Here is a 19,896-nt window from a genome sequence, read left to right on the forward strand (position 1 = left end):
GCAGCCAAGGACCCGACCCATGAAGAAGCAGACCGCCATGAACCGCGATTGGATCGCCACCGCCCGGACGCTTTCCGAAGCGCTTCCCTATCTGCAGCGCTACGATGAGGCCGTCGTCGTCATCAAGTTCGGCGGCCACGCCATGGGCGATGACGTGGCGATGGAAAGCTTTGCGCGCGACATCGTGCTGATGCAGCAGGTCGGGGTCTATCCCGTGATCGTGCATGGCGGCGGCCCGATGATCAACGAGATGCTGGCCAAGCTGGACATCAAGTCTGACTTCGTGAAGGGCAAGCGCGTCACCGATGAGGCCACTGTGAAAGTGGTCGAAATGGTGCTCTCCGGCCTTGTGAACAAGCGCATCGTGCAGGCGATCAACCGCCAGGGGGGCAAGGCCGTGGGCCTGTCGGGCAAGGATGCCAACATGATGATCTGCGATCAGACCGATCCCGATCTGGGCTTTGTCGGCACCCCGTCCGAGATGAACCCCGCCGTGCTGCGCCAGCTTTTCACGGCAGAGATGATCCCGGTTGTCGCGCCGCTTGGCGCCGGGCGCAACGGCGAGACCTACAACGTCAACGGCGACACCGCCGCCGGGGCCATCGCCGCCGCACTGAAGGCCGACCGGCTGTTGCTGCTGACCGACGTGGCCGGCGTCAAGGATGCCAGCGGCGAGGTGGTGACCGAGCTGACGCCCGACCAGATTCGCGCCTTGACCACGGAAGGCGTGATTGCCGGCGGCATGATCCCGAAAACCGAAACCGCGCTGGCCGCGATCGAGGGCGGCGTGCGCGCGGTTGTGATCCTGGACGGGCGCGCGCCCAACGCCTGCCTGCTGGAGCTGTTCACCGAACACGGCGCGGGCTCTCTGATCCGGCAGCCGCGCTAGGCAGGTGCCGGGTTTCGCCGCCCTTCGCACACGGGTCCGGGCCGAGGCTCTGGACATTTTCGGCGCCTTCCATCCCGGCCCGGCTGATGCCGCGCCCGCAGGCTGCGCGACACTGGTTCTGTTGGGGCCGGATGAGCCGGGCTTCTGGCCCCGCGTCAGCGCCGCGCCGGAATTTGGCGACGGCGCCCCCGACCCGCTCGACCGTTGGTCCACACGCGTCATCGGCGCCTTGGCGGATGAACTGGGCGCGACCGCGCTGTTTCCCTTCGGCGGGCCGCCGTTCCAGCCTTTCATCCGCTGGGCAGAACGGTCGGGCCGGGCCTGGCCTTCGCCGGTTTCGCTGTTGGTGCATGATGTGGCGGGGCTGTTCGTATCCTACCGCGGCGCGCTGGCCCTGCCGCGACGCCTGGCGCTGCCCCCGCCGCCGCCCCGCCCCTGTGACACATGTGCCGGGCAACCCTGCCGCAGCGCTTGCCCCGCTGGCGCCCTGACCGATCAGGGCTATGATCTGAACGCCTGCCATGCCTTTCTGGACGGCCCCGCCGGGCAGGATTGCATGGCCCGGGGCTGCGCGGTCCGGCGGGCCTGTCCTGTCAGCGAAACCTATGGCAGGATGCCCGAACAATCGGCTTTCCACATGGCAGCTTTTCACACATGACCCTGCGCCTGATCCTTGTCCGCCACGCAAAATCCAGCTGGGATGACCCGTTGCAGGATGATCACGACCGTGTGCTGAACAAGCGCGGCCAGCGCGCCGCGCCGGCCATCGCCTCCTGGCTGAACCAGCATGGCCATGTCCCGGCCGAGGTGGTCAGCTCGACCGCACGCCGCACGCTGGAGACATGGGATCGGATGGCCCCCCTGTTTCCCGACACCACGCTGATGCGGCGCGAGCCCGCGCTTTACCACGCCGCGCCCGAACAGATGCTCGAGGTGCTGCGCCATTGCGCCGCCAGCCCGGTTCTGATGCTGGGCCACAACCCCGGCATCGGTGAATTTGCCGCGCGCCTGCTGGCCGCTCCGCCCGATCACAGGGATTTCACCCGTTACCCGACCTGCGCCACGCTTGTCGCGGAATTCGAGGGGCGAGACTGGGCCGACATCGACTTTGGCGCCGGCAGCGCGGTGGATTTCATCGTTCCGCGCGAGTTGCAGGAAGCGGAATAGGCCTCCCCGATCAGGCCGCCGGCAGCACCTCTTCGCCCCGCAGCCAGCCTTCGAGGATGGCCACATGCTCCGCCTCTTCCTCGACGAACTCGCGGGCCAGCGCGCGAATCTCGGGGTCTGTGGTGGTGTCACGGATATGCTTGTAGAAATCGTGGCTGCGCTTTTCGCTGCGCAGCGCGTTTTCCAGCGCATCAACCTTGGCCAGCATCGGGTCAGCGGCCCAGATCTCGGCGGCCTCGGGGCTTTCACCCTCGGGCCATTTGAAATCATAGGTCTGCCAATCGGGCAAGTCGCGGAATCCACCCCGGTTCTTGGCATCTTCCAGATGAAGCCGCGCGAATTTCGCCAGGGTACGGAACAGTCTGGCGCAGTCCTTGTTGTCGAAACTCTCCATCACCTCGGCCAGCTCGTCGCACCGCTGGGCCGCGTCAAACTCCAGCCGGATCGCATAGACCAGGAATTCCTCGACGTTCTTCATGCCACCCTCCCCGGCTCAGGCACCGCCCGGCTCGCCGGTAAAGGTGATCCGGATGTCTTCGTGCCGGGCGATATACTGGCAGGCCAGCCGGTAGTGCGGCGGCAGGTCGTTCACCTCGGCCTCGGTGATCTCTTTCTGGGTGACCTTCTTCAACTCCTTCAGACGCGCCTTTTCCTTTTCGGTCAGGGCCACGGCCATCTTCGGCTTGTCCTCCAGATAGGTCACCTCGATCAGGCAGGAACCGCAGTTGCCATCACGGCATTCGAAGGGGATGGGAATGCCGTGCTCTTCGGCAAGGCCGAGAATCGTGTCCGTGTTGCCGGCGACGGCGTAGACGGTCTTGTCTCTCTTCATGATGGGCGAAGAAAACGTGATAGTTGCCATTGGAAACCTGCCTTTCAGATCGCGGCCCGGGGCGCGGCGATCTTGCGCGCGCCTCGGGCCTTGCATGTCAAGACCGGCGCGGGAAGCGGCCGGCACCCAACCCACAAGCAAAAAGCGGGCCAGCCATGCGAAAGGCAGCAGGTTCAGTGTTTTGCGAAGTGTCGCCACGCGGCGCGGGCAGAGTTTTGTCGGCAATTCGACAAGAGATACGTGAATTGCCGACAGAAATCGTAAGAGGCCCCGGTCTCAGTGCCCCAGAATCTGGCTGAGGAACAGCTTGGTCCGATCGGATTTGGGGTTGTTGAAGAACTCTTCGGGTTCGTTCTGTTCCACGATCTGGCCCTGATCCATAAAGATCACCCGGTTCGCCACCTGACGGGCAAAGCCCATCTCATGGGTCACGCAGAGCATGGTCATGCCCTCTTCGGCAAGCTCGATCATGGTATCGAGAACCTCCTTGATCATCTCGGGATCAAGCGCCGAGGTCGGCTCGTCGAACAGCATGATCCGCGGACGCATGCACAGGCTGCGGGCGATCGCCACGCGCTGTTGCTGACCACCCGAAAGCTGGCCGGGATATTTCAGCGCCTGCTCGGGGATCTTCACCTTTTCAAGGAAATGCATCGCCGTTTCCTCGGCTTCCTTCTTCGGCACCTTGCGCACCCAGATCGGCGCCAGTGTGCAGTTTTCCAGAATCGTCAGATGCGGGAACAGGTTGAAATGCTGGAACACCATCCCGACCTCGGATCGGATCTTGTCGATATTCTTCAGATCCGAGGTCAGTTCGGTACCGTCGATGATGATCTTGCCGGCCTGATGTTCCTCCAGCCGGTTGATACAGCGGATCAGCGTGGATTTACCGGAACCGGACGGGCCGGCGATGACGATCCGCTCGCCCCGGTTGACGGTCAGGTTGATGTCGCGCAGCACGTGGAACGTGCCGTACCATTTGTTCATTTCGATAATCTGGATGGCAACCTCATCCGAGATCGTCATCTTGCTGCGATCGACTTCGCGGCTGACTGCAAGTTCAGACATTACGTCACTCCTTTAGCGATGGCCTGTCTGAAGCTTGCGCTCCAGATACATCGAGTAGCGGGACATGGAAAAACAGAAGATGAAGAAGACGAACGCGATGAAGCCGTAAAGCTCCCACACGATGCCGTTCCAGTTCACATCTGCCCGAATGGCTTTCGACAGGCCCAGCGGATCAAGCAGGCCGATGATCGACACCAGCGTGGTATCCTTGAACACGCTGATGAAGGTCGAGACGATGCCGGGGATCGAGATCTTCAGCGCCTGCGGCATGATGATCAGCCGCTGCGACTTCCAGTAGTCCAGCCCCAGCGCATCGGCGGCTTCGTACTGGCCGCTGGGAAGGGCGGCAAGCCCGCCCCGCACCACCTCGGCCATATAGGCCGATGCGAACAGCGTCACCATGATCATGACCCGCACGATGATGTCGAAATCCGTGCCCGGCGGCAGGAAATAGTTCAGCAGAACCGACGCCACGAACAGCAGGGTGATCAGCGGCACGCCGCGAATGAACTCGATGAAGCCCACGCACAGGGTCTTGACGATCAGCAGATCGGATTGCCGCCCCAGCGCCAGCACAATGCCGATGGGCAGCGAAGCAGTGATGGCGACAAGCCCGATGGTGATCGACAGCAGGAAGCCGCCGAAACTGCGGCTCGGGATCGCCTCGATCCCCAGCGGGATGATCGATTGCAGCCCGGACGCCAGCGGGCTGGTGACGAAGATCCACCACAGCACCGGCAACACGCCTGCGGCGATGATTCCGGCCAGGCTTCCGACGGTTCTGGACAGAAGGTTATAGGCAATCACGCCCACGGCGATACCGGCGATCACCATCAGTGGCACCCAGAACGTACCGCCCCACAACAGCCACGGCACGAGGAACGGGGCAACGGCCGAAAACCGCATCATCTGGCGCGGAAGGCCGCTGAACAGCACCGGCGCCAGCGCCACCAGCGCCAGCACGAAGGCCAGGATCGGGCGCCAGTAAAGCTCGGCCGGGTAGAAGCCGAAGATAAGCTGCAGATAGCGTTCCCGGATCACGGCCCAGCAGGCGCCATGCGCGTCGGGGCCATAGGTCGCCTTGATCACCTCGCGGCATTCGCCGAGCGAACCGGCGGTCCAGCTCGACTGGAAAATCCAGGGCAGGATCGACGCCAGAACATAGAACGCGAATCCCGCGGAGAGCAGCGTCAGGATGACATTCAGCGGGGTGGAAAACAGGTTCTCCCGGATCCAGCCCAGAACCCCCGACGATGTAACCGGCGGCGCCTTTTCGGGCAGCATCGTCTTACGGACATACGAGACATTTGCCATATTACCGCTCCACCAGCTTTACGCGTTTGTTGTACCAGTTCATCACCAGCGAAATGCTCAGCGAGATGATCAGATAGACGAGCATCAGCAGCAGCACGCATTCCAGCTCGCGCCCGGTCTGGTTCATGGTGATCCCGCCGAGCGTGCCGGTGATATCCATGTACCCCACCGCGATGGCGAGCGAGGAGTTCTTGGTCAGGTTCAGATATTGCGAGATCAGCGGCGGGATGATCACCCGCAGCGCCTGCGGCAGCACCACAAGGCTCATGATCCGGTTCGGACGCAGGCCCAGGGCCTCTGCCGCCTCGGTCTGGCCGCCGGATACGGCCAGAATACCGGCGCGCACATTTTCCGCTATGAAAGCCGCGGTGTAGAACGACAGGGCCAGCCACAGCGCGATCAGCGAATTGCGCATATGGATGCCGCCCTGAAAGTTGAAGCCCTTGAGCGCGGGGTAGCCAAGATGAAAGCCCAGCAGGATCAGGATTACCGCGAACGGCAGCACCACGACGGCAAGGCGCAGATACCATGTTGTCGGGCGGTCGCCGGTAGCTTCCTGAATGCGGTCGGCGCGGGCCTTGATCCGGCCAGAGGCCCAGAAGCCCGCGATCAGCGCCACCACCAGCGCAATCAGTTCCAGACTGATGTTGAACGCCCCGAAGAACGACACATCGCCCAGCCCGCGGCTGAACAGTGGTTCGGGCATATAGATGCCCCGGTTGGTCACGGCCATCGAATCCCACAGCCACATCGACGCAGAGGGCGTTTCCCCCCGGAACGCGTTCGGGGGGGGAAGAGTCTCGATCAGGATCGCCATGAAGAACACGATCCACAGCAGGACGGGCACGTTCCGGAACAGCTCGACATACACTGTCATGATCCGCGACAGCATCCAGTTCTTGGAAAGCCGCATCACCCCGATGACAACGCCCATCACGGTGGCCAGCGCACAGCCCATCACCGCCACCAGCAGCGTGTTCAGAAGCCCGACGAAAGACGCCCGCAGATGCGAATCGCGCGAGTTGTAGTCGATCAGGCGCTGGTTGATGTCATAGCTTGCCGGTTCGCTGAAAAAGCCGAAATCGATGGGCTTTCCCAAGGCTTCCAGGTTCTGGAGCGTGTTGCTGACCAGCCAGGCCACGACAAGCATGAACCCGAGAAGCGCGACGAACTGGATCGTCAAAGACCGGTACCGGGAGTCGTATATCAGCATACTCAGCCGAAACGACTCCTTCGGAGCGTCGGATAATGTGGTCATTCAGGCTTTCCCCGTTTCCCTGGTGATCCCCGACGCGTTCTTTGCGCGTTCCGGCCCCAGGTGATTTTTTTGGATACTGTAGATAGGAGAAGGGCGCGGAATGACCGCGCCCTTCGAATTTTTTACCGGAACGGCGGCGAGTACAGCAGGCCGCCATCGGTCCACTGCGCGTTCAGGCCGCGCGCCAGGCCGATCGGAGTGGCTTCGCCAAGGTTCTTCTCGAACACTTCGCCATAGTTGCCGACCGACAGAATGATGCGCTTGGCCCATTCCGCGTCGAGGCCCAGCATCTCGCCCAGGTTGCCCTCGGTGCCCAGGATACGGTTGATCTCGGGGTTGTTGGTGCCGCTCGCCATCTCTTCGACATTGGCAGAGGTGATGCCCAGTTCTTCGGCCGAAACCATCGCGTTGAACGACCAGCGCACGATGTCAGCCCATTCGGAATCGCCGTGGCGCACAAGCGGGCCCAGCGGCTCTTTGGAAATGATCTCGGGCAGCAGAACATGATCGCCCGGCGCTTCGAACGTGGCGCGGGTGGCGGCCAGGCCGGATGCGTCGGTGGTGTAGACGTCACATGCGCCGGCCAGATACTGCTGCTGCGCTTCGGCGTTGGTTTCGATCGGAACCGGCTCGTAGCTGATGTTGTTGACGCGGAAGAAATCGGCGAGGTTCAGCTCGGTGGTGGTGCCGGTCTGGATGCAGACGGTCGCGCCGTCCAGATCCTTGGCCGAAGACACGCCAAGCGCCTTGGGAACCATGAAGCCCTGACCGTCATAATAGTTCACGCCGACGAATTCGAACTTCAGGTCCACATCGCGCGAGAAGGTCCAGGTGGTGTTCCGCGACAGCATGTCGATCTCACCCGAGGCCAGCGCGGTAAAGCGGGTCTTGCCGGTCAGCGGCACGAATTCAATCGCGGAGGCATCGCCCAGCGTGGCGGCGGCGACCGCACGGCACAGGGCCACGTCGAAGCCGCCCCACACGCCGTTCGCGTCCGGCGCGGCAAAGCCGACAAGCCCGGTGTTCACGCCGCAGTTCAGCTTGCCGCGAGCCTTGACATCGTCCAGCGTCGCGGCGGCCGAAGCGCCGGCCGCCAGGCCGACAAATGCCAGCGCGCCAAAAAATACGGATTTATTCATGTTTACCTCTTCCTGATGATCCATCCCTGCGGATGGCTTAGGCTTATTCAAACCCCTAAGGGCGAAGCGAAACCGCATAGGAATTCGCCTCTGGAGCGCCGCAAGTTTGGGCAAAATCAACATATGCCGTCAAGGGTACTGTAGGGGAAGCCCGGACAGCGACCCTCTATGGTCCGTTTTTTTACCGATTGATTAATCGCTGTGCAGTACACCGCGCAATTGGCCGCCTATGCCGCAGCACGTGTCAAAGTGAAAAACCGGTGCGCCTGCATAAAGGCCGCGCGCTTGGATTCGGCCAGCGCGGCGGCTTCCTCGTCTACACCCCAATGTTCGGCCTGCCAGGCCTCATCAATCCGCGAGACGGGCCAGAGGTTTTCGGGCAGATCCCAGCCCCGGATCGCGGCCAGCCCGATGATCAGAGAGCCCGACAGCGCCACCAGATCATGCAGCGCCGTCAGCCCGAAAACGGATTGCCCGGCGACAAGCGCCGCGAACCGGCTCAGGCTTTCGGCCGGCTGGCTTTGATGGATAATCCCGGTGGTAACCAGAAGCGGGGTGCCAAGCTCTGCCTCGGCGCGCTGCAAGAGCGGGTCCCAGGCTTCGGCCTGCCGCGCAATCAGCCCTTCCGGCCCGTCGGCGCGATAGCACAGCAGATCGGTCTCGCCATAGGCGGCAATCAGGGCAGCGACCTCGTCGCGCTGGGGCGTCACCTTGTCGATCGCGGAATTGGCCGATTGGGTCACCGGCATGGCGCGCGGGTCGATCTCATCGCCCTGCGCGTTCCATTCGGCGGCCACGGCGCGGGCCATGGGGCGGGTCGGCAGGATCAGCGCGGCCTTGGCCGGGGTCATGATCGGGCGCCCGTCCAGCAGCACGGAAAACCCGCCCTCAGCCTCGGTCTCGGTGGCCTGCTTCCAGAACCGTTTCCGCTTCCACTCACTCATCGCTTACCTCTTCCAGACCGTTTCAAGCGCGGCAGGCAGCGCGGAAAAGGCATCGATCACGATATCCGCGCGCTCCAGCCGGTCAGCGCCGTGATAGCCCCATCCCACGCCGACGGTGCGCACCCCGGCCGCCTGGCCCATATCGATATCGAAGCTGGTATCGCCGATCATCACGGCATCTTCCGGCGCCACGCCGGTTTCGGCCAGCGCCGCCTGCACCATCGAAGGATGCGGCTTCGACGGGTGGTGGTCGGCCACCTGCTCGGTCACGAAGAACCGCCGCAGCCCGTGCGCCTCCAGCACATGATCCAGCCCGCGGCGGGATTTGCCCGTGGCCACGCCCATCAGCAGGTTTTCCTGCGCCGCCAGCCCCTCCAGCACCTCCAGCGCGCCGGGATAAAGCGGCGAGGGGAAATCCGCCGCGCGCAGGGAATGGAACGCCTCCTTGTAGGCCGTGACCAGACGATCGGTCAGCGCGGGCTCAAGCTCGGGCACAAGCTGGGCGATGGCCACCGGCAGCGACAGGCCGACAATGCCCAGAACCGCCTCATCCGTCGGGCCCGGCAGGCTTTCGGCCAGAAACGCCGCCGCCATCGCGCCCTTGATATGGGCCTGACTGTCGATCAGCGTGCCGTCCACATCGAAGATAACCAGCCGCAAATCGCTCATTCCTGATCCTCGAACGGGTCGGCGGGCACATCCCGTTCGTGCCAGTCGAACGTCTCCCACGTCTTTTTCATATGCGGCGGCAGCGGCGCCGTGATCTGCAGCCTCGCGCCCGTAACCGGGTGCTGAAGCGAGAGCGAGCGGGCGTGCAGGTGCAGCTTGCGGCTGATCTCTCCTCCCAGTTGCGCGCCCCAGCCGTCGCCGAGGTTTTCCTGCCCGGAACCGCCGTATTTGCCGTCGCCGATGATCGGATGGCCCAGTTCCGCCATATGCGCGCGCAGCTGATGGGTGCGCCCCGTTACCGGCACCAGCGCCACCCAGGACACGCGCTTGCCCAACGAGGTCAGCACCGCGTAATCGGTCGTGGCGCGCTTGGCGCCCTCCGTCCGGTCCACCTCGTTGGGGTGGATGCACAGCATCTTTTCGCCCTCGCCATGCGCGCCGTGGCCGGGCGCCTTGACCAGACCGAAGCGGATGGTGCCCATCGGCGGCGAAGGCTGGCCCGCAACGGCGGCCCAATAGATCTTGCGCGTCTCCCGCGCGCGGAACGCGGTGGTCAGCGCCGCCGCCACCGCCCGCGTGCGCGCCAGGATCAGCACGCCCGATGTATCCTTGTCGAGCCGGTGCACAAGGCGCGGCTTTTCCTCAAGCCCGAAGCGCAGCGCCTCGGCCATCCCGTCCACATGGCGGGTCTGCTTCGAACCGCCCTGCGTGGGCAGGCCCGGCGGCTTGTTCAGCGCGATGATGTAATCGTCACGATAGAGCACGCAGCCCTGGATCATCTTCACGTCATCGTCCGAAATATTGGTCCGCGGCTGCGATACGATCTCGCCCGGTTCCGGCAGGGGCGGCACGCGCACCTGCTGCCCGGCACCGACGCGCGTGGCGGGCTTCACCCGCCCGCCATCGACCCGGATTTCGCCCTTGCGGCACATCTTTTCGATCCGCCCCTGTGCGATATGGGGAAAGCGGCGGCGGAACCAGCGGTCCAGCCGCTGATCATCCTCGTCTGCCGTCACCTCGACTGTCTGAACACCGCTCATGCAAATACCCCCCGCGCCGCCATCAGGCCCAGCGAAATCGCCAGAAGCGACAATACGACCGACGCCCCGACATAACCCGCCGCAATGCCATGCGGCCCACGCTCGAACAATGTTATCGCATCCAGCGAAAAGGCCGAAAACGTGGTGAACCCGCCCAGCAGGCCGGTCATCAGAAACGGCGCGAACCGGGTGCCGCCCTTTTCGGCCAGAACCACCACCAGCGCGCCCATCAGGAACGAGCCGGCGATATTCACCGCCAGCGTCCCCCAGGGAAAGCCATGCCCCATCACCCGCGTCGCCGCGATGCCGGTAAGATAGCGGCAGGTCGCGCCGAGCGCGCCGCCGAGTGCAACTTGTGCCAATGTCCAAGTCATGCCGCCTCTGTCATCCGGGCGGGCGGGCTTGTCAACCGCCCTGCCGCCGCGCGCGCAGCTTGGCGAAGTAGTCCACGCGCTTTTTCAGCTCACGCTCGTACCCGCGCTCGACCGGCAGGTAGTAAACACCGTGCTTCATGCCGTCGGGGAAATAGTTCTGCCCCGAAAACCCGTCTTCGGCGTCATGGTCATAGGCGTAGCCGTCGCCATAGCCCTGTTCCTTCATCAGCGAGGTCGGGGCGTTCAGGATATGCTTGGGCGGCGGTTCGCTTCCGGTTTTCCGGGCTGCGGCGCGGGCGTTCTTGTAGGCCTTGTAGCCCGCGTTCGATTTCGGCGCGAGCGACAGGTAGATCAACGCCTGCGCCAGCGCCAGCTCGCCCTCGGGGCTGCCCAGCCTTTCATAGGTTTCCCAGGCATGCAGGCAGATCGTCTGGGCCTGCGGATCGGCCAGCCCGATATCCTCGACCGCCATGCGGGTGATGCGCCGTGCCAGATAGCGCGGATCTTCGCCGCCCTCGAGCATCCGCGCGAACCAGTAGAGCGCGGCATCGGGATCGGACCCGCGCACCGATTTGTGCAGGGCCGAGATCAGATTGTAATGCTCGTCACCCGATTTGTCGTATTTCACGGCCCGTTTCATCAGCCGGGTGGCCAGCGCATCGGGATCGAGCGGCCCGGCCACCTTCCACGCCATCACCTGTTCGATCAGATTCAACAGCGCACGCCCGTCACCATCAGCCATTTCCAGCAACGCCTCGCGCGCCGGGCCGGTCAGCGGCAGCGCCCGGCTCAGCTCCTGCTCGGCGCGTTGGGCCAAAAGCTCCAGATGCGCCAGATCCAGCCGCTGCAACACCAGAACCTGCGCGCGCGACAGCAGCGCGGCGTTCAGCTCGAAGCTCGGGTTTTCGGTGGTGGCCCCGACCAGAAGGATGGTGCCATCCTCCATATGCGGCAGGAACCCGTCTTGCTGCGCCTTGTTGAAACGGTGGATCTCATCCACGAACAGCAGCGTGCCCTGCCCGTTGGCGCGCCGCATCTTCGCCGCCTCGAACACTTTGCGCAGCTCCGGCACGCCGGTGAAAATCGCGCTGATCTGGATAAAGGTCAGATCGCTTTCATCGGCCAGCAGTCGCGCGATCGTTGTCTTGCCGACACCGGGCGGCCCCCAGAAGATCACCGACGACAGGCTGCCCGAGGCCAGCATGACCCCCAGAGGCCCCTCGGGGCCAAGGATATGCTCCTGTCCGATAACCTCTGAAAGCCGCTTTGGCCGCAGCCTGTCGGCCAGCGGGCGCGGGGCGCTGTGCGCGGCGTCGGGCGCCGGGGTCTGGTCAAACAGGTCAGCCATTGGCAGAGCCTAATCCATGCGCCTCAGACGCGAAAGCGCAACACGCCGCGCTGACCGCCGCGCATGTATTCGATCAGCCAGGTGCGGCTGGTGGCGCGCGCGGCATCTTGCACGTCGCGGGTCTGGCGGACGGCCGTGTCATTGACCCGCAGCAGCACATCGCCCGGGCGCAGGCCAACCCGCCCGGCCACATCGCCCGGATCGGTGACAAGCACGCCCTCCGCCGCCATCGCAAGCCCGTATTCGGAGGCGACGGCGGGGTTGATGTTGACCACGCTCAGCCCGCCCAGCACACTTCGGGCGGGCACCGTCAGCGGCGCGCGCGGCGGCATCTCAGGCGCGGCGACAAGCGCCACACGGGCCCGTCGTTCGGCGCCATCGCTCAGGTAAACGATATCCAGCCCGCCGCCGATCCCCTCGGCGGTCATGCGAAAGATCATCTCCTGCGGGCTGTTCACCGGCTCGCCGCCCATCTCGATCACCACATCTCCAACGCTCAGCCCGGCCTTGCGGAACGGGCTGTCGGGGTGCAGTTCGGTCAGGACCACGCCGCCGGGGATGGTCATGCCCAGGGCTTCGGCCATCGCCCCGTCCACCGCCTGGCCAGACACGCCCGCCCAGGGCCGGGCAAACCGGGTTTCCCCCGCCGCCGCCGCGGCAACGAAACGCTGAACCAGATTGGCCGGAATCGCAAAGCCGATACCGTTCGACCCGCCGGAACGGGTCAGGATCGCGGTGTTGATCCCCACCAGCCGCCCCTGGCTGTCAACGAGCGCGCCGCCGGAATTGCCGGGGTTGATCGCCGCGTCGGTCTGGATGAAATAGCCGCGCCCGCTGCCCACCGAAATGCCCGAGCGCGCCAGCCCCGACACGATACCGCTGGAAACCGTCTGGCCGATGCCAAAGGGGTTGCCGATGGCCAGCACCAGGTCGCCCACCTCGACCGTATTGGAATCGCGCAGCGCCAGCGCGGGCAGGTTCTCTGCATCCTTCAGCTTCAGCACCGCGAGGTCGGATTCCTGATCCCCCAACAGAACCTCCGCGTCAAACTCGCGCCGGTCGTTCAGCACCACGCGAATCTCGGTGGCCTGGCCGACGACGTGATAGTTCGACACCACGATGCCATCCGCAGACAGGATCACCCCCGACCCGAGCGAGTTTTGCACCCGTGGCACGGTGCGCCCCTGCCCGCGGAAAAACTCACCGAAAAACGGATCATCCGCAAAGGGGCTGACCCGGGTGGCCACCACGCGTTTGGCATAGATGTTGACCACGGCAGGCGCGGCCTGTTTCACGATCGGCGCGAAGCTGAGCGTGATCTCGGCCGCCGATCGCGGCACGGTGGTTTCCGCCCGAAGCGGCAGGGCGGACAGAAGGACAATAAGGAAAGGCGCGAACCGGGTCATCGAAGGCTCCTGCAAGGATGCCCCCCGGATATGCGAAGCGCGGCGGCCAAGTTCAACCGAAGATCGTGGTGCCCGCCGCCCCGAAGGGCGGCAGGCGGCGCAGGGGTCAGTGCAGGTTGGATGCGAAGTTCATCGAAACAACCTGATTATCGACCTCGGCGATGTTCATCACCGGCCCCATCGCTGTCATGTCCACGCCGACGCGCCCGGCCCAGCGGGGCCAGTTCGCGTTCAGCAGGGTCAGGCACTGGGTCGCACCCAGGTTCCGGGCCGCCTTGGAGATCTCGAGCACGAGCTGCGCATGAACCCGCCGTCGGATCCCCGCCGGCACGTTGTGAGACACAAACAGGCGGGAGCTTTCCCAGACGGTTTCCGAAACCGGCGCCTCTTCGTACAGAAGATGCGACGGGATGGTTTCCAGAAGCCCCTTCTGCGCATCGCGGATCATGTAGGTGTAGATGCCGCATTTCGCAGTGGTCGGTGTCAGGCGGTTGCCCGCCAGAACCTGCCCCAGTTCATCATGCACGACGACCCAGCGGCTGGCCGGGGTGTCGTACTGATCATATTCCATGCCCATGGCTTCGGGCAGGTCCCACTTGTTGTGGACAATGAACAGTTCGCGCCGGGCGCGAAGCATGTTCGCAAAAAGTTCGCCATGGTTGTGAAGGTTTTCGAACGAGAGAGTGGTGGTAAGCATGATAGCCTCCTGCAGGGTTGGGTTAAGTCGTCAGAACCTTGCGGAAGGCGTGTGCCGTTCAGAGCAGCCTGTAGTCCTTTGCGCGCTGAATGGCTTCGGCAGTGGTGCGTGACATGAGCCGCAGTCGAGCTGACGACAGCCGTGCCTTGAGTGCACTTTCCGAAATTCCGAGTTTTGCGGCCGCAGCCGCATGCCTGTCGCCATCCGCAATGCATTTAAGCGCTTCGATCTGAGCTTTGGTAAGCTCTTGCGGTGGCTCGGTCATGTCGTGAAGCCGATGGACCAGTGCTTCTATCTGTTCGATCTCGGCATCAAAAAATTCCCGATCTGCTCGCCCCACACTTGCAATAGTCCTGGAGCTTATGGGCCCGCAGGAGATCGTCGCGCCATACCTCAATCCGAACTTTGCCGCCTGCTGGAATATGCCAAACGGGTCCGGTACGTTTTCACTGCTCCACCGGGTCGAGCCGGTGGCGCTGAAGCCCCACGCGGTCATCGGATCGCGAAGGACATAGCCGTTTTCGGTATAGTGGTCCATCCAAGCCTGGTCATAGGTCTGCAACGTCATCAGCGGCGCGGTAAACCGGATATGAAGTCCGAGAAAATACCCCATGGGCGCCAAGGCATCCAGCGTCTGAAGTTCCCGATCAAAGACTGACTTTTCGAACATGTCTTTTTAGACAAGTTGCAGGAAACGCGGTCAACCATAAATTGAACACCGTGACTCGCAGTTAATTCAGACCCCGGAGTAGCCAGTGAAGGCGATACATCCCAACCTTTTCACACAGGTCATGCGTTTGCCCGAGGGCGTGCGTACAGACCTGCTGGAGTTCCTGGGCGCAACCCCCGTCGTGGATGAGCAGCTCAGACAAATGATCGCAGATGTGACCAGACGGCTGGAAATCGGCCCCGTGCAGGAAGACGCCCGCCGCGCGCAGTAAGCCCGTCTGACACAACGAAAAAACCCCGCCATCAACTGGCGGGGTTTTTCATTTCCGGTCGATGGGGAAGGCTCAGCCTTCCATCGCCTCTTCCGCTTCCAGGCGGGCGCGATCCGCGGCGCCCTTGGCATCCACGTCACGGTCGACGAATTCGATGATCGCCATCGGTGCCATGTCGCCATAGCGGAAACCGGCCTTCAGGATGCGCACATAGCCGCCGTTGCGGTCTTTGTAGCGCGGGCCGAGCACCTCGAACAGTTTCTCGACATAGGCATCCTGCTTCAGCCGCGATGCGGCCAGACGGCGCGAATGCAGATCGCCCTTCTTGCCCAGCGTGATCAACTTTTCGACGATCCGGCGCAGCTCCTTGGCCTTGGGCAGAGTCGTCTTGATCTGTTCGTGTTCGATGAGAGAGCCGGCCATGTTCGCGAACAGCGCCTTGCGGTGTTCATGGGTGCGGTTCAGGCGGCGGTAGCCTTTAGCGTGACGCATGTTAATCTCCTAAGTCGTCGTTTTGCTTTGTCCGGCGGTGCCTGGTCCTGGCGCCGCTCTCCTTGGGGCTTTGGCCCATATGTTCCCCGCCTGCGCGGGCATTTTACGGGGGCCGTTTACGCCACGGCCCCCGAATCTGTCAATCTCAGAACTGGTCTTCGAACTTCTTGGCCAGATCCTCGATGTTTTCCGGCGGCCATTCCTCGACATCCATGCCCAGGTGCAGGCCCATGCCAGACAGCACTTCCTTGATCTCGTTCAGCGATTTGCGGCCGAAGTTCGGCGTGCGCAGCATCTCTGCCTCGGTCTTCTGGATCAGATCGCCGATGTAAACGATGTTGTCGTTCTTCAGGCAGTTCGCGGACCGCACCGAAAGCTCCAGCTCGTCGACCTTCTTCAGAAGCAGCGGGTTGAACTCGAGCCCGTCGTCCTCGTCCATGCGGCCGGCCTGCTCGGGCTCTTCGAAGTTCACGAAGATCGAAAGCTGATCCTGCAGGATACGCGCGGCATAGGCCACCGCGTCATCCGGCGTCAGCGAGCCGTCGGTTTCCACCTTCATGGTCAGCTTGTCATAGTCCAGCACCTGGCCCTCGCGGGTGGGCTGCACGTCATAGGCGACCTTCTTGACCGGCGAATAGATCGCGTCGATCGGGATCAGACCGATGGGCGCATCCTCGGGGCGGTTCTTGTCAGCGGCGACATAGCCCTTGCCGGTGTTCACGGTCAGCTCCATGAACAGGTCGGCGCCCTCGTCCAGGTGGCAGATCACGTGGTCTTTGTTCAGAACCTCGATCCCGGCCGATTCGGAAATCTGGCCGGCGGTCACTACGGCGGGGCCCTTGGCGGCGATCGAAAGGCGCTTGGGCCCTTCGGCCTCCATGCGGATCGAAACCCCCTTCAGGTTCAGAACGATGTCGGTCACATCCTCGCGGACACCCGCGACCGAGGAAAACTCATGCAGCACGTTGTCGATCTGCACGCTGGTGATGGCGGCACCCTGAAGCGACGACATCAGAACCCGGCGCAGCGCGTTGCCAAGGGTCAGGCCGAAACCGCGCTCCAGCGGTTCGGCGATCACCGTCGCCTGACGCGCGGGATCGTTGCCCGGCTTCACTTCCAGCTGGGTCGGCTTGATCAGTTCTTGCCAATTTCGGTGGATCATGCGTGTCTCCTCAATCCCTGTTTCCGGCCCATGTCCAAAGCAGGAAACGCCCGAGGTAATAATACGGATTCGGGCCGCGCGTCAGCACGGCCCGAAATTGATAAGTCTGGTCAGACCCGGCGGCGTTTCGGCGGGCGGCAACCATTGTGGGCAATCGGCGTCACATCGCGGATCGAGGTGATGTTGAACCCGACGGCAGCCAGAGCGCGCAGCGCGCTCTCACGGCCCGAGCCGGGGCCCTGCACCTCGACCTCGAGGGTCTTCACACCATGTTCCTGTGCCTTCTTGCCTGCGTCTTCGGCAGCCATCTGAGCGGCATAGGGCGTCGATTTCCGCGATCCCTTGAACCCCATCGTACCGGCGGACGACCACGAGATCGCGTTGCCCTGCACATCGGAGATCAGGATCTTGGTGTTGTTGAACGAGCTGTTCACATGCGCCACACCTGCGGCGATGTTCTTGCGCTCTTTCTTCTTCGTGCGTGTCTTTTCACGTGCCATGTCTGAGCGCTCCCCTTACTTCTTCTTGCCGGCGATGGCTTTTGCCGGGCCCTTGCGGGTGCGGGCGTTCGTATGGGTGCGCTGGCCGCGGACCGGAAGGCCGCGACGATGGCGCAGGCCGCGATAGCAGCCAAGATCCATCAGGCGCTTCACGTTCATCTGCACTTCGCGGCGCAGGTCACCTTCGACGGTGAAATTCGCATCGATGTACTCGCGAACGGCCAGAACCTCGGCATCCGACAGTTCGTTCACGCGGCGGGAGGCTTCGATGCCGACCGCTTCGCAGATCGTGCCTGCGGCGGCCGGGCCGATGCCGTGGATATAGGTCAGTGCGATGGGGACGCGTTTCCCCGTCGGGATGTTGACGCCAGCAATACGTGCCAAGACGGTTTTTCCTTTTGTTGCGGTTCCGTAGCGCCAGAACCTTTTTTCACAACTGTCACACGAAGGCGTCCTGCCTTCGTGCCATGCTTAAATCTCTTGCTGTCGGCTGGGCGCTGTTCCACGACAGGCAAAGCGATTCTTGTTCGAGACGCTGTGCCTATGGCGTTTTCCGCGCCGGGTCAAGGGGCGTATTTACGCTTTGTCAAGCACTGCCTTGATCGACTTCGCCACAACATCGATATCGGCCAGACCGTCCACCACCGAAAGATCGCCCTTGGCATAGAAATAGCCGATCAGGGGCGAGGTCTTCTTGTAATATTCCATCAGGCGGGTGCGCAGGCTTTCCTCGTTGTCATCGGCGCGGCGCTTGAGGTTGGTAGAGCCGCAGACATCGCAAATGCCCTCAACCTTGGTGGGCCTGGTTTCGTCGTGATAAACCTCGCCGCAATTGCCGCAGGTGTAACGGCCGGTGATACGGGCCACCAGCGCCGTATCGTCGACGCGCATCTCGATCACCGCATCAAGCTTCTGATCCAGGTTGCCCAGCAGTTCCGCCAGCGCATCGGCCTGGGCCAGGGTCCGCGGGAAACCATCGAAGATAAAGCCGCCGGCCTGTTCGCCTTCCAGCTTCTCCTTGATCAGGCCGATCACGATCTCGTCGGTGACAAGGCCGCCGCGATCCATCACCTCGGCCACGCGCTTGCCCATCTCGGTTCCCGAGCTGCGTGCATCGCGCAGCATGTCCCCGGTCGAGAGCTGGATCATGCCCCGCTCGTCCACGAGCTTGCGGGCCTGGGTTCCCTTGCCCGCACCCGGCGGGCCCAGAAGAATGATGTTCATCGGCGAGCTGTCCCCTTCTTGCCGCTGCGGCGTTTGCCCCGCAGCTGAGATTTTTCGATCAGCCCTTCATACTGATGTGCCAGCAGATGCGACTGAACCTGGTTGATCGTGTCCATCGTCACGGAAACCACGATCAGCACCGAAGTGCCCCCAAAGTAGAACGGAATGTTGAGCTGCGAACGCAGGATTTCCGGAAACAGGCAGACCAGCGCCAGATAACCGGCGCCCAGCACCAGAACCCGCGCCACCACGTAGTCGAGATATTCCGCGGTTTTCTTGCCGGGCCGGATACCGGGCACAAAGCCGTTCTGGCTTTTGAGGTTGTCGGCCACCTCGTCGGTCTTGAACGCCACGTTATAGGTGTAGAAATACGTGAAGAACACGATCATCGCGGTGAAGAACAGCAGATAGAGCGGCTGCCCCGGCCCGAAATAGGCCAGCAGCGTCGACATGAACGGCCCGGTCTGCGCGTGCGAGAAAGTGGCGATCGTGGTCGGCATCAGCAGCAGCGACGAGGCGAAGATCGCCGGGATCACGCCGGCCGGGTTCACTTTGATCGGCAGATGGCTGGAGCCGCCGTCATAGATCTTCATCCCGACCTGACGACGCGGATACTGGATATGGATCTTGCGCAGGGCGCGCTCCATGAACACCACGAAGGCGATGACGACAATCACCATCACGATCACCCCGACGATCACGGCAGGCGAAACCGCGCCCGACCGGCCCTGGCTCAGGAACTGCGCCACCGCGCCCGGAACCTCGGCGATGATGCCCACGAAGATGATCAGCGAAATGCCGTTGCCCACGCCGCGCGCGGTGATCTGCTCGCCCAGCCACATCAGGAACATGGTACCGCCGACCAGCGTGATCACGGTGGCCGCGCGGAAGAACCAGCCCGGATCGGTGACAAGCCCGCCCGCCTCAAGGCTGACGGCCAGGCCATAGGCCTGGAACGTGGCCAGAAGCACCGTGCCGTAGCGGGTGTACTGGTTGATCTTCTTGCGCCCCTGCTCGCCCTCTTTCTTGAGGCTCTCGAGCTGGGGAACCATCGCCGTCAGAAGCTGCACGATGATCGAGGCCGAGATATAGGGCATGATGCCCAGGGCGAAGATACCCATCCGCCCCAGCGCGCCGCCGGTGAACATCGACAGGATGCCGCCGATGCCGGCCGCCGCCTGTTCCATGAAATCACGCAGCGCGCCGCCGTCGATGCCCGGAACCGGAATATAGGTGCCAAGGCGATAGACGATCAGAAGGCCGATGGTGAATAAGATCCGCTGCCGCAGCTCGGTGGCCTTGCCGAAGGCCCCCCAGCTCATGTTCGCGGCCATTTGCTCTGCTGCAGATGCCATGCCCTGTCTCTTTCATGACGGCGCCGCCAAACCGGTTTCCGGTCAGGCGGCGCTAGGAAAACCTGAGTGTGATGTAA

24 protein-coding genes are annotated in these 19,896 nt (G+C 63.2%); 4 read left to right on the forward strand and 20 right to left on the reverse strand.

The annotated features are described in order from the left end of the window. Positions 1-19: 19 nt before the first annotated feature. The 3 genes from argB to GGR17_RS05110 are packed head-to-tail and all read left to right on the forward strand — an operon-like array spanning position 20 to position 2,056. A complete protein-coding gene (gene argB, locus GGR17_RS05100) occupies positions 20-889 on the forward strand; it encodes an acetylglutamate kinase (RefSeq protein WP_037209348.1) in 870 nt (289 codons plus the stop codon). Positions 890-893: 4 nt separating this feature from the next. After that, complete coding sequence (locus GGR17_RS05105) at positions 894-1,547, forward strand: hypothetical protein (protein ID WP_054537828.1); 654 nt, start codon at positions 894-896, stop codon at positions 1,545-1,547. After that, positions 1,544-2,056, forward strand: a complete 513-nt coding sequence (locus GGR17_RS05110) for a SixA phosphatase family protein (RefSeq protein ID WP_054537827.1) — start codon at positions 1,544-1,546, stop codon at positions 2,054-2,056. The genes GGR17_RS05105 and GGR17_RS05110 overlap by 4 nt, the downstream gene beginning before the upstream one ends. 10 nt (positions 2,057-2,066) lie before the next feature. On the opposite strand, the gene GGR17_RS05115 is transcribed toward GGR17_RS05110, so the two are convergent. From GGR17_RS05115 to GGR17_RS05180, 14 genes are all read right to left on the reverse strand, one after another. Next, a complete protein-coding gene (locus GGR17_RS05115) occupies positions 2,067-2,534 on the reverse strand; it encodes a ferritin-like domain-containing protein (protein WP_054537826.1) in 468 nt (155 codons plus the stop codon). Between the two features lie 15 nt (positions 2,535-2,549). Continuing rightward, positions 2,550-2,918 carry a 2Fe-2S iron-sulfur cluster-binding protein gene (locus tag GGR17_RS05120; RefSeq protein ID WP_054540284.1) on the reverse strand — a complete coding sequence of 123 codons (369 nt, stop codon included), beginning with the start codon at positions 2,916-2,918 and terminating at the stop codon, positions 2,550-2,552. 246 nt (positions 2,919-3,164) lie between these two features. Beyond that, a complete protein-coding gene (locus GGR17_RS05125) occupies positions 3,165-3,956 on the reverse strand; it encodes an amino acid ABC transporter ATP-binding protein (RefSeq protein WP_037209343.1) in 792 nt (263 codons plus the stop codon). A gap of 12 nt (positions 3,957-3,968) precedes the next feature. Beyond that, a complete protein-coding gene (locus GGR17_RS05130; protein ID WP_054537825.1) occupies positions 3,969-5,270 on the reverse strand; it encodes an amino acid ABC transporter permease in 1,302 nt (433 codons plus the stop codon). Between the two features lies 1 nt (position 5,271). Continuing rightward, a complete protein-coding gene (locus GGR17_RS05135; RefSeq protein WP_054537824.1) occupies positions 5,272-6,528 on the reverse strand; it encodes an amino acid ABC transporter permease in 1,257 nt (418 codons plus the stop codon). 122 nt (positions 6,529-6,650) lie between these two features. Continuing rightward, on the reverse strand, positions 6,651-7,667 hold the full coding sequence (locus GGR17_RS05140) for an amino acid ABC transporter substrate-binding protein (protein WP_037209338.1): 1,017 nt from the start codon (positions 7,665-7,667) through the stop codon (positions 6,651-6,653). A 227-nt stretch (positions 7,668-7,894) separates the two neighbouring features. Next, on the reverse strand, positions 7,895-8,611 hold the full coding sequence (locus GGR17_RS05145; protein WP_054537823.1) for an ATP12 family chaperone protein: 717 nt from the start codon (positions 8,609-8,611) through the stop codon (positions 7,895-7,897). Between the two features lie 3 nt (positions 8,612-8,614). Further along, on the reverse strand, positions 8,615-9,280 hold the full coding sequence (locus GGR17_RS05150; protein WP_054537822.1) for an HAD-IA family hydrolase: 666 nt from the start codon (positions 9,278-9,280) through the stop codon (positions 8,615-8,617). Next, a complete protein-coding gene (locus GGR17_RS05155) occupies positions 9,277-10,320 on the reverse strand; it encodes an RluA family pseudouridine synthase (protein ID WP_054537821.1) in 1,044 nt (347 codons plus the stop codon). The genes GGR17_RS05150 and GGR17_RS05155 overlap by 4 nt, the downstream gene beginning before the upstream one ends. Then, entirely contained in the window at positions 10,317-10,694 is a 378-nt protein-coding gene (gene crcB / locus GGR17_RS05160; RefSeq protein ID WP_054537820.1) for a fluoride efflux transporter CrcB, read from the reverse strand. Before crcB ends, GGR17_RS05155 begins: the two co-directional genes overlap by 4 nt. Before the next feature lie 31 nt (positions 10,695-10,725). Then, positions 10,726-12,042 carry a replication-associated recombination protein A gene (locus tag GGR17_RS05165; protein ID WP_054537819.1) on the reverse strand — a complete coding sequence of 439 codons (1,317 nt, stop codon included), beginning with the start codon at positions 12,040-12,042 and terminating at the stop codon, positions 10,726-10,728. A 23-nt stretch (positions 12,043-12,065) separates the two neighbouring features. Further along, positions 12,066-13,448 (reverse strand): trypsin-like peptidase domain-containing protein, encoded by a 1,383-nt coding sequence (locus tag GGR17_RS05170; RefSeq protein ID WP_054537818.1) that lies wholly within the window; start codon positions 13,446-13,448, stop codon positions 12,066-12,068. A 106-nt stretch (positions 13,449-13,554) separates the two neighbouring features. Continuing rightward, entirely contained in the window at positions 13,555-14,145 is a 591-nt protein-coding gene (locus GGR17_RS05175; protein WP_054537817.1) for an acyl-homoserine-lactone synthase, read from the reverse strand. A gap of 58 nt (positions 14,146-14,203) precedes the next feature. Beyond that, a complete protein-coding gene (locus GGR17_RS05180) occupies positions 14,204-14,815 on the reverse strand; it encodes a helix-turn-helix transcriptional regulator (RefSeq protein WP_037209324.1) in 612 nt (203 codons plus the stop codon). A gap of 85 nt (positions 14,816-14,900) precedes the next feature. On the opposite strand from GGR17_RS05180, the gene GGR17_RS05185 reads away from it, so the two are divergent. After that, a complete protein-coding gene (locus GGR17_RS05185; protein ID WP_054537816.1) occupies positions 14,901-15,086 on the forward strand; it encodes a hypothetical protein in 186 nt (61 codons plus the stop codon). 72 nt (positions 15,087-15,158) lie between these two features. Here GGR17_RS05185 and rplQ read toward each other — a convergent pair whose 3' ends face one another. The 6 genes from rplQ to secY form a co-directional block, all read right to left on the reverse strand. Then, the gene (gene rplQ, locus GGR17_RS05190) at positions 15,159-15,578 is read right to left on the reverse strand and encodes a 50S ribosomal protein L17 (protein WP_054537815.1); all 420 of its coding nucleotides are present in this window, start codon (positions 15,576-15,578) and stop codon (positions 15,159-15,161) included. 145 nt (positions 15,579-15,723) lie between these two features. Next, positions 15,724-16,740: a DNA-directed RNA polymerase subunit alpha gene (locus tag GGR17_RS05195; protein ID WP_037209320.1), complete on the reverse strand. Its 1,017-nt coding sequence runs from the start codon at positions 16,738-16,740 to the stop codon at positions 15,724-15,726. Positions 16,741-16,850: 110 nt separating this feature from the next. Then, positions 16,851-17,240, reverse strand: coding sequence for a 30S ribosomal protein S11 (gene rpsK, locus GGR17_RS05200; protein WP_037209318.1), 390 nt, complete (start codon positions 17,238-17,240; stop codon positions 16,851-16,853). A gap of 15 nt (positions 17,241-17,255) precedes the next feature. Then, positions 17,256-17,624: a 30S ribosomal protein S13 gene (gene rpsM / locus GGR17_RS05205; RefSeq protein ID WP_037209316.1), complete on the reverse strand. Its 369-nt coding sequence runs from the start codon at positions 17,622-17,624 to the stop codon at positions 17,256-17,258. A gap of 192 nt (positions 17,625-17,816) precedes the next feature. After that, positions 17,817-18,464 carry an adenylate kinase gene (locus GGR17_RS05210; protein WP_054537814.1) on the reverse strand — a complete coding sequence of 216 codons (648 nt, stop codon included), beginning with the start codon at positions 18,462-18,464 and terminating at the stop codon, positions 17,817-17,819. Beyond that, the gene (gene secY / locus GGR17_RS05215; protein ID WP_054537813.1) at positions 18,461-19,819 is read right to left on the reverse strand and encodes a preprotein translocase subunit SecY; all 1,359 of its coding nucleotides are present in this window, start codon (positions 19,817-19,819) and stop codon (positions 18,461-18,463) included. Before secY ends, GGR17_RS05210 begins: the two co-directional genes overlap by 4 nt. Positions 19,820-19,896 lie beyond the last annotated feature (77 nt).

It is taken from the genome of Actibacterium naphthalenivorans (genome assembly GCF_014196965.1).
Taxonomy (GTDB): domain Bacteria; phylum Pseudomonadota; class Alphaproteobacteria; order Rhodobacterales; family Rhodobacteraceae; genus Actibacterium_A; species Actibacterium_A naphthalenivorans.

What these genes read in the sequence shown, in the direction of transcription:
- GGR17_RS05195 (WP_037209320.1), bottom strand. Translation starts at nt 16,740, where the DNA reads ATGATCCACCGAAATTGGCAAGAACTGATCAAGCCGACCCAGCTGGAA.
- GGR17_RS05145 (WP_054537823.1), bottom strand. Translation starts at nt 8,611, where the DNA reads ATGAGTGAGTGGAAGCGGAAACGGTTCTGGAAGCAGGCCACCGAGACC.
- GGR17_RS05135 (WP_054537824.1), bottom strand. Translation starts at nt 6,528, where the DNA reads ATGACCACATTATCCGACGCTCCGAAGGAGTCGTTTCGGCTGAGTATG.
- GGR17_RS05120 (WP_054540284.1), bottom strand. Translation starts at nt 2,918, where the DNA reads ATGGCAACTATCACGTTTTCTTCGCCCATCATGAAGAGAGACAAGACC.
- GGR17_RS05125 (WP_037209343.1), bottom strand. Translation starts at nt 3,956, where the DNA reads ATGTCTGAACTTGCAGTCAGCCGCGAAGTCGATCGCAGCAAGATGACG.
- secY (WP_054537813.1), bottom strand. Translation starts at nt 19,819, where the DNA reads ATGGCATCTGCAGCAGAGCAAATGGCCGCGAACATGAGCTGGGGGGCC.
- GGR17_RS05180 (WP_037209324.1), bottom strand. Translation starts at nt 14,815, where the DNA reads ATGTTCGAAAAGTCAGTCTTTGATCGGGAACTTCAGACGCTGGATGCC.
- GGR17_RS05165 (WP_054537819.1), bottom strand. Translation starts at nt 12,042, where the DNA reads ATGGCTGACCTGTTTGACCAGACCCCGGCGCCCGACGCCGCGCACAGC.
- rplQ (WP_054537815.1), bottom strand. Translation starts at nt 15,578, where the DNA reads ATGCGTCACGCTAAAGGCTACCGCCGCCTGAACCGCACCCATGAACAC.
- GGR17_RS05110 (WP_054537827.1), top strand. Translation starts at nt 1,544, where the DNA reads ATGACCCTGCGCCTGATCCTTGTCCGCCACGCAAAATCCAGCTGGGAT.
- GGR17_RS05150 (WP_054537822.1), bottom strand. Translation starts at nt 9,280, where the DNA reads ATGAGCGATTTGCGGCTGGTTATCTTCGATGTGGACGGCACGCTGATC.
- GGR17_RS05155 (WP_054537821.1), bottom strand. Translation starts at nt 10,320, where the DNA reads ATGAGCGGTGTTCAGACAGTCGAGGTGACGGCAGACGAGGATGATCAG.
- GGR17_RS05130 (WP_054537825.1), bottom strand. Translation starts at nt 5,270, where the DNA reads ATGGCAAATGTCTCGTATGTCCGTAAGACGATGCTGCCCGAAAAGGCG.
- GGR17_RS05170 (WP_054537818.1), bottom strand. Translation starts at nt 13,448, where the DNA reads ATGACCCGGTTCGCGCCTTTCCTTATTGTCCTTCTGTCCGCCCTGCCG.
- crcB (WP_054537820.1), bottom strand. Translation starts at nt 10,694, where the DNA reads ATGACTTGGACATTGGCACAAGTTGCACTCGGCGGCGCGCTCGGCGCG.
- GGR17_RS05140 (WP_037209338.1), bottom strand. Translation starts at nt 7,667, where the DNA reads ATGAATAAATCCGTATTTTTTGGCGCGCTGGCATTTGTCGGCCTGGCG.
- GGR17_RS05210 (WP_054537814.1), bottom strand. Translation starts at nt 18,464, where the DNA reads ATGAACATCATTCTTCTGGGCCCGCCGGGTGCGGGCAAGGGAACCCAG.
- argB (WP_037209348.1), top strand. Translation starts at nt 20, where the DNA reads ATGAAGAAGCAGACCGCCATGAACCGCGATTGGATCGCCACCGCCCGG.
- rpsK (WP_037209318.1), bottom strand. Translation starts at nt 17,240, where the DNA reads ATGGCACGTGAAAAGACACGCACGAAGAAGAAAGAGCGCAAGAACATC.
- GGR17_RS05115 (WP_054537826.1), bottom strand. Translation starts at nt 2,534, where the DNA reads ATGAAGAACGTCGAGGAATTCCTGGTCTATGCGATCCGGCTGGAGTTT.
- GGR17_RS05175 (WP_054537817.1), bottom strand. Translation starts at nt 14,145, where the DNA reads ATGCTTACCACCACTCTCTCGTTCGAAAACCTTCACAACCATGGCGAA.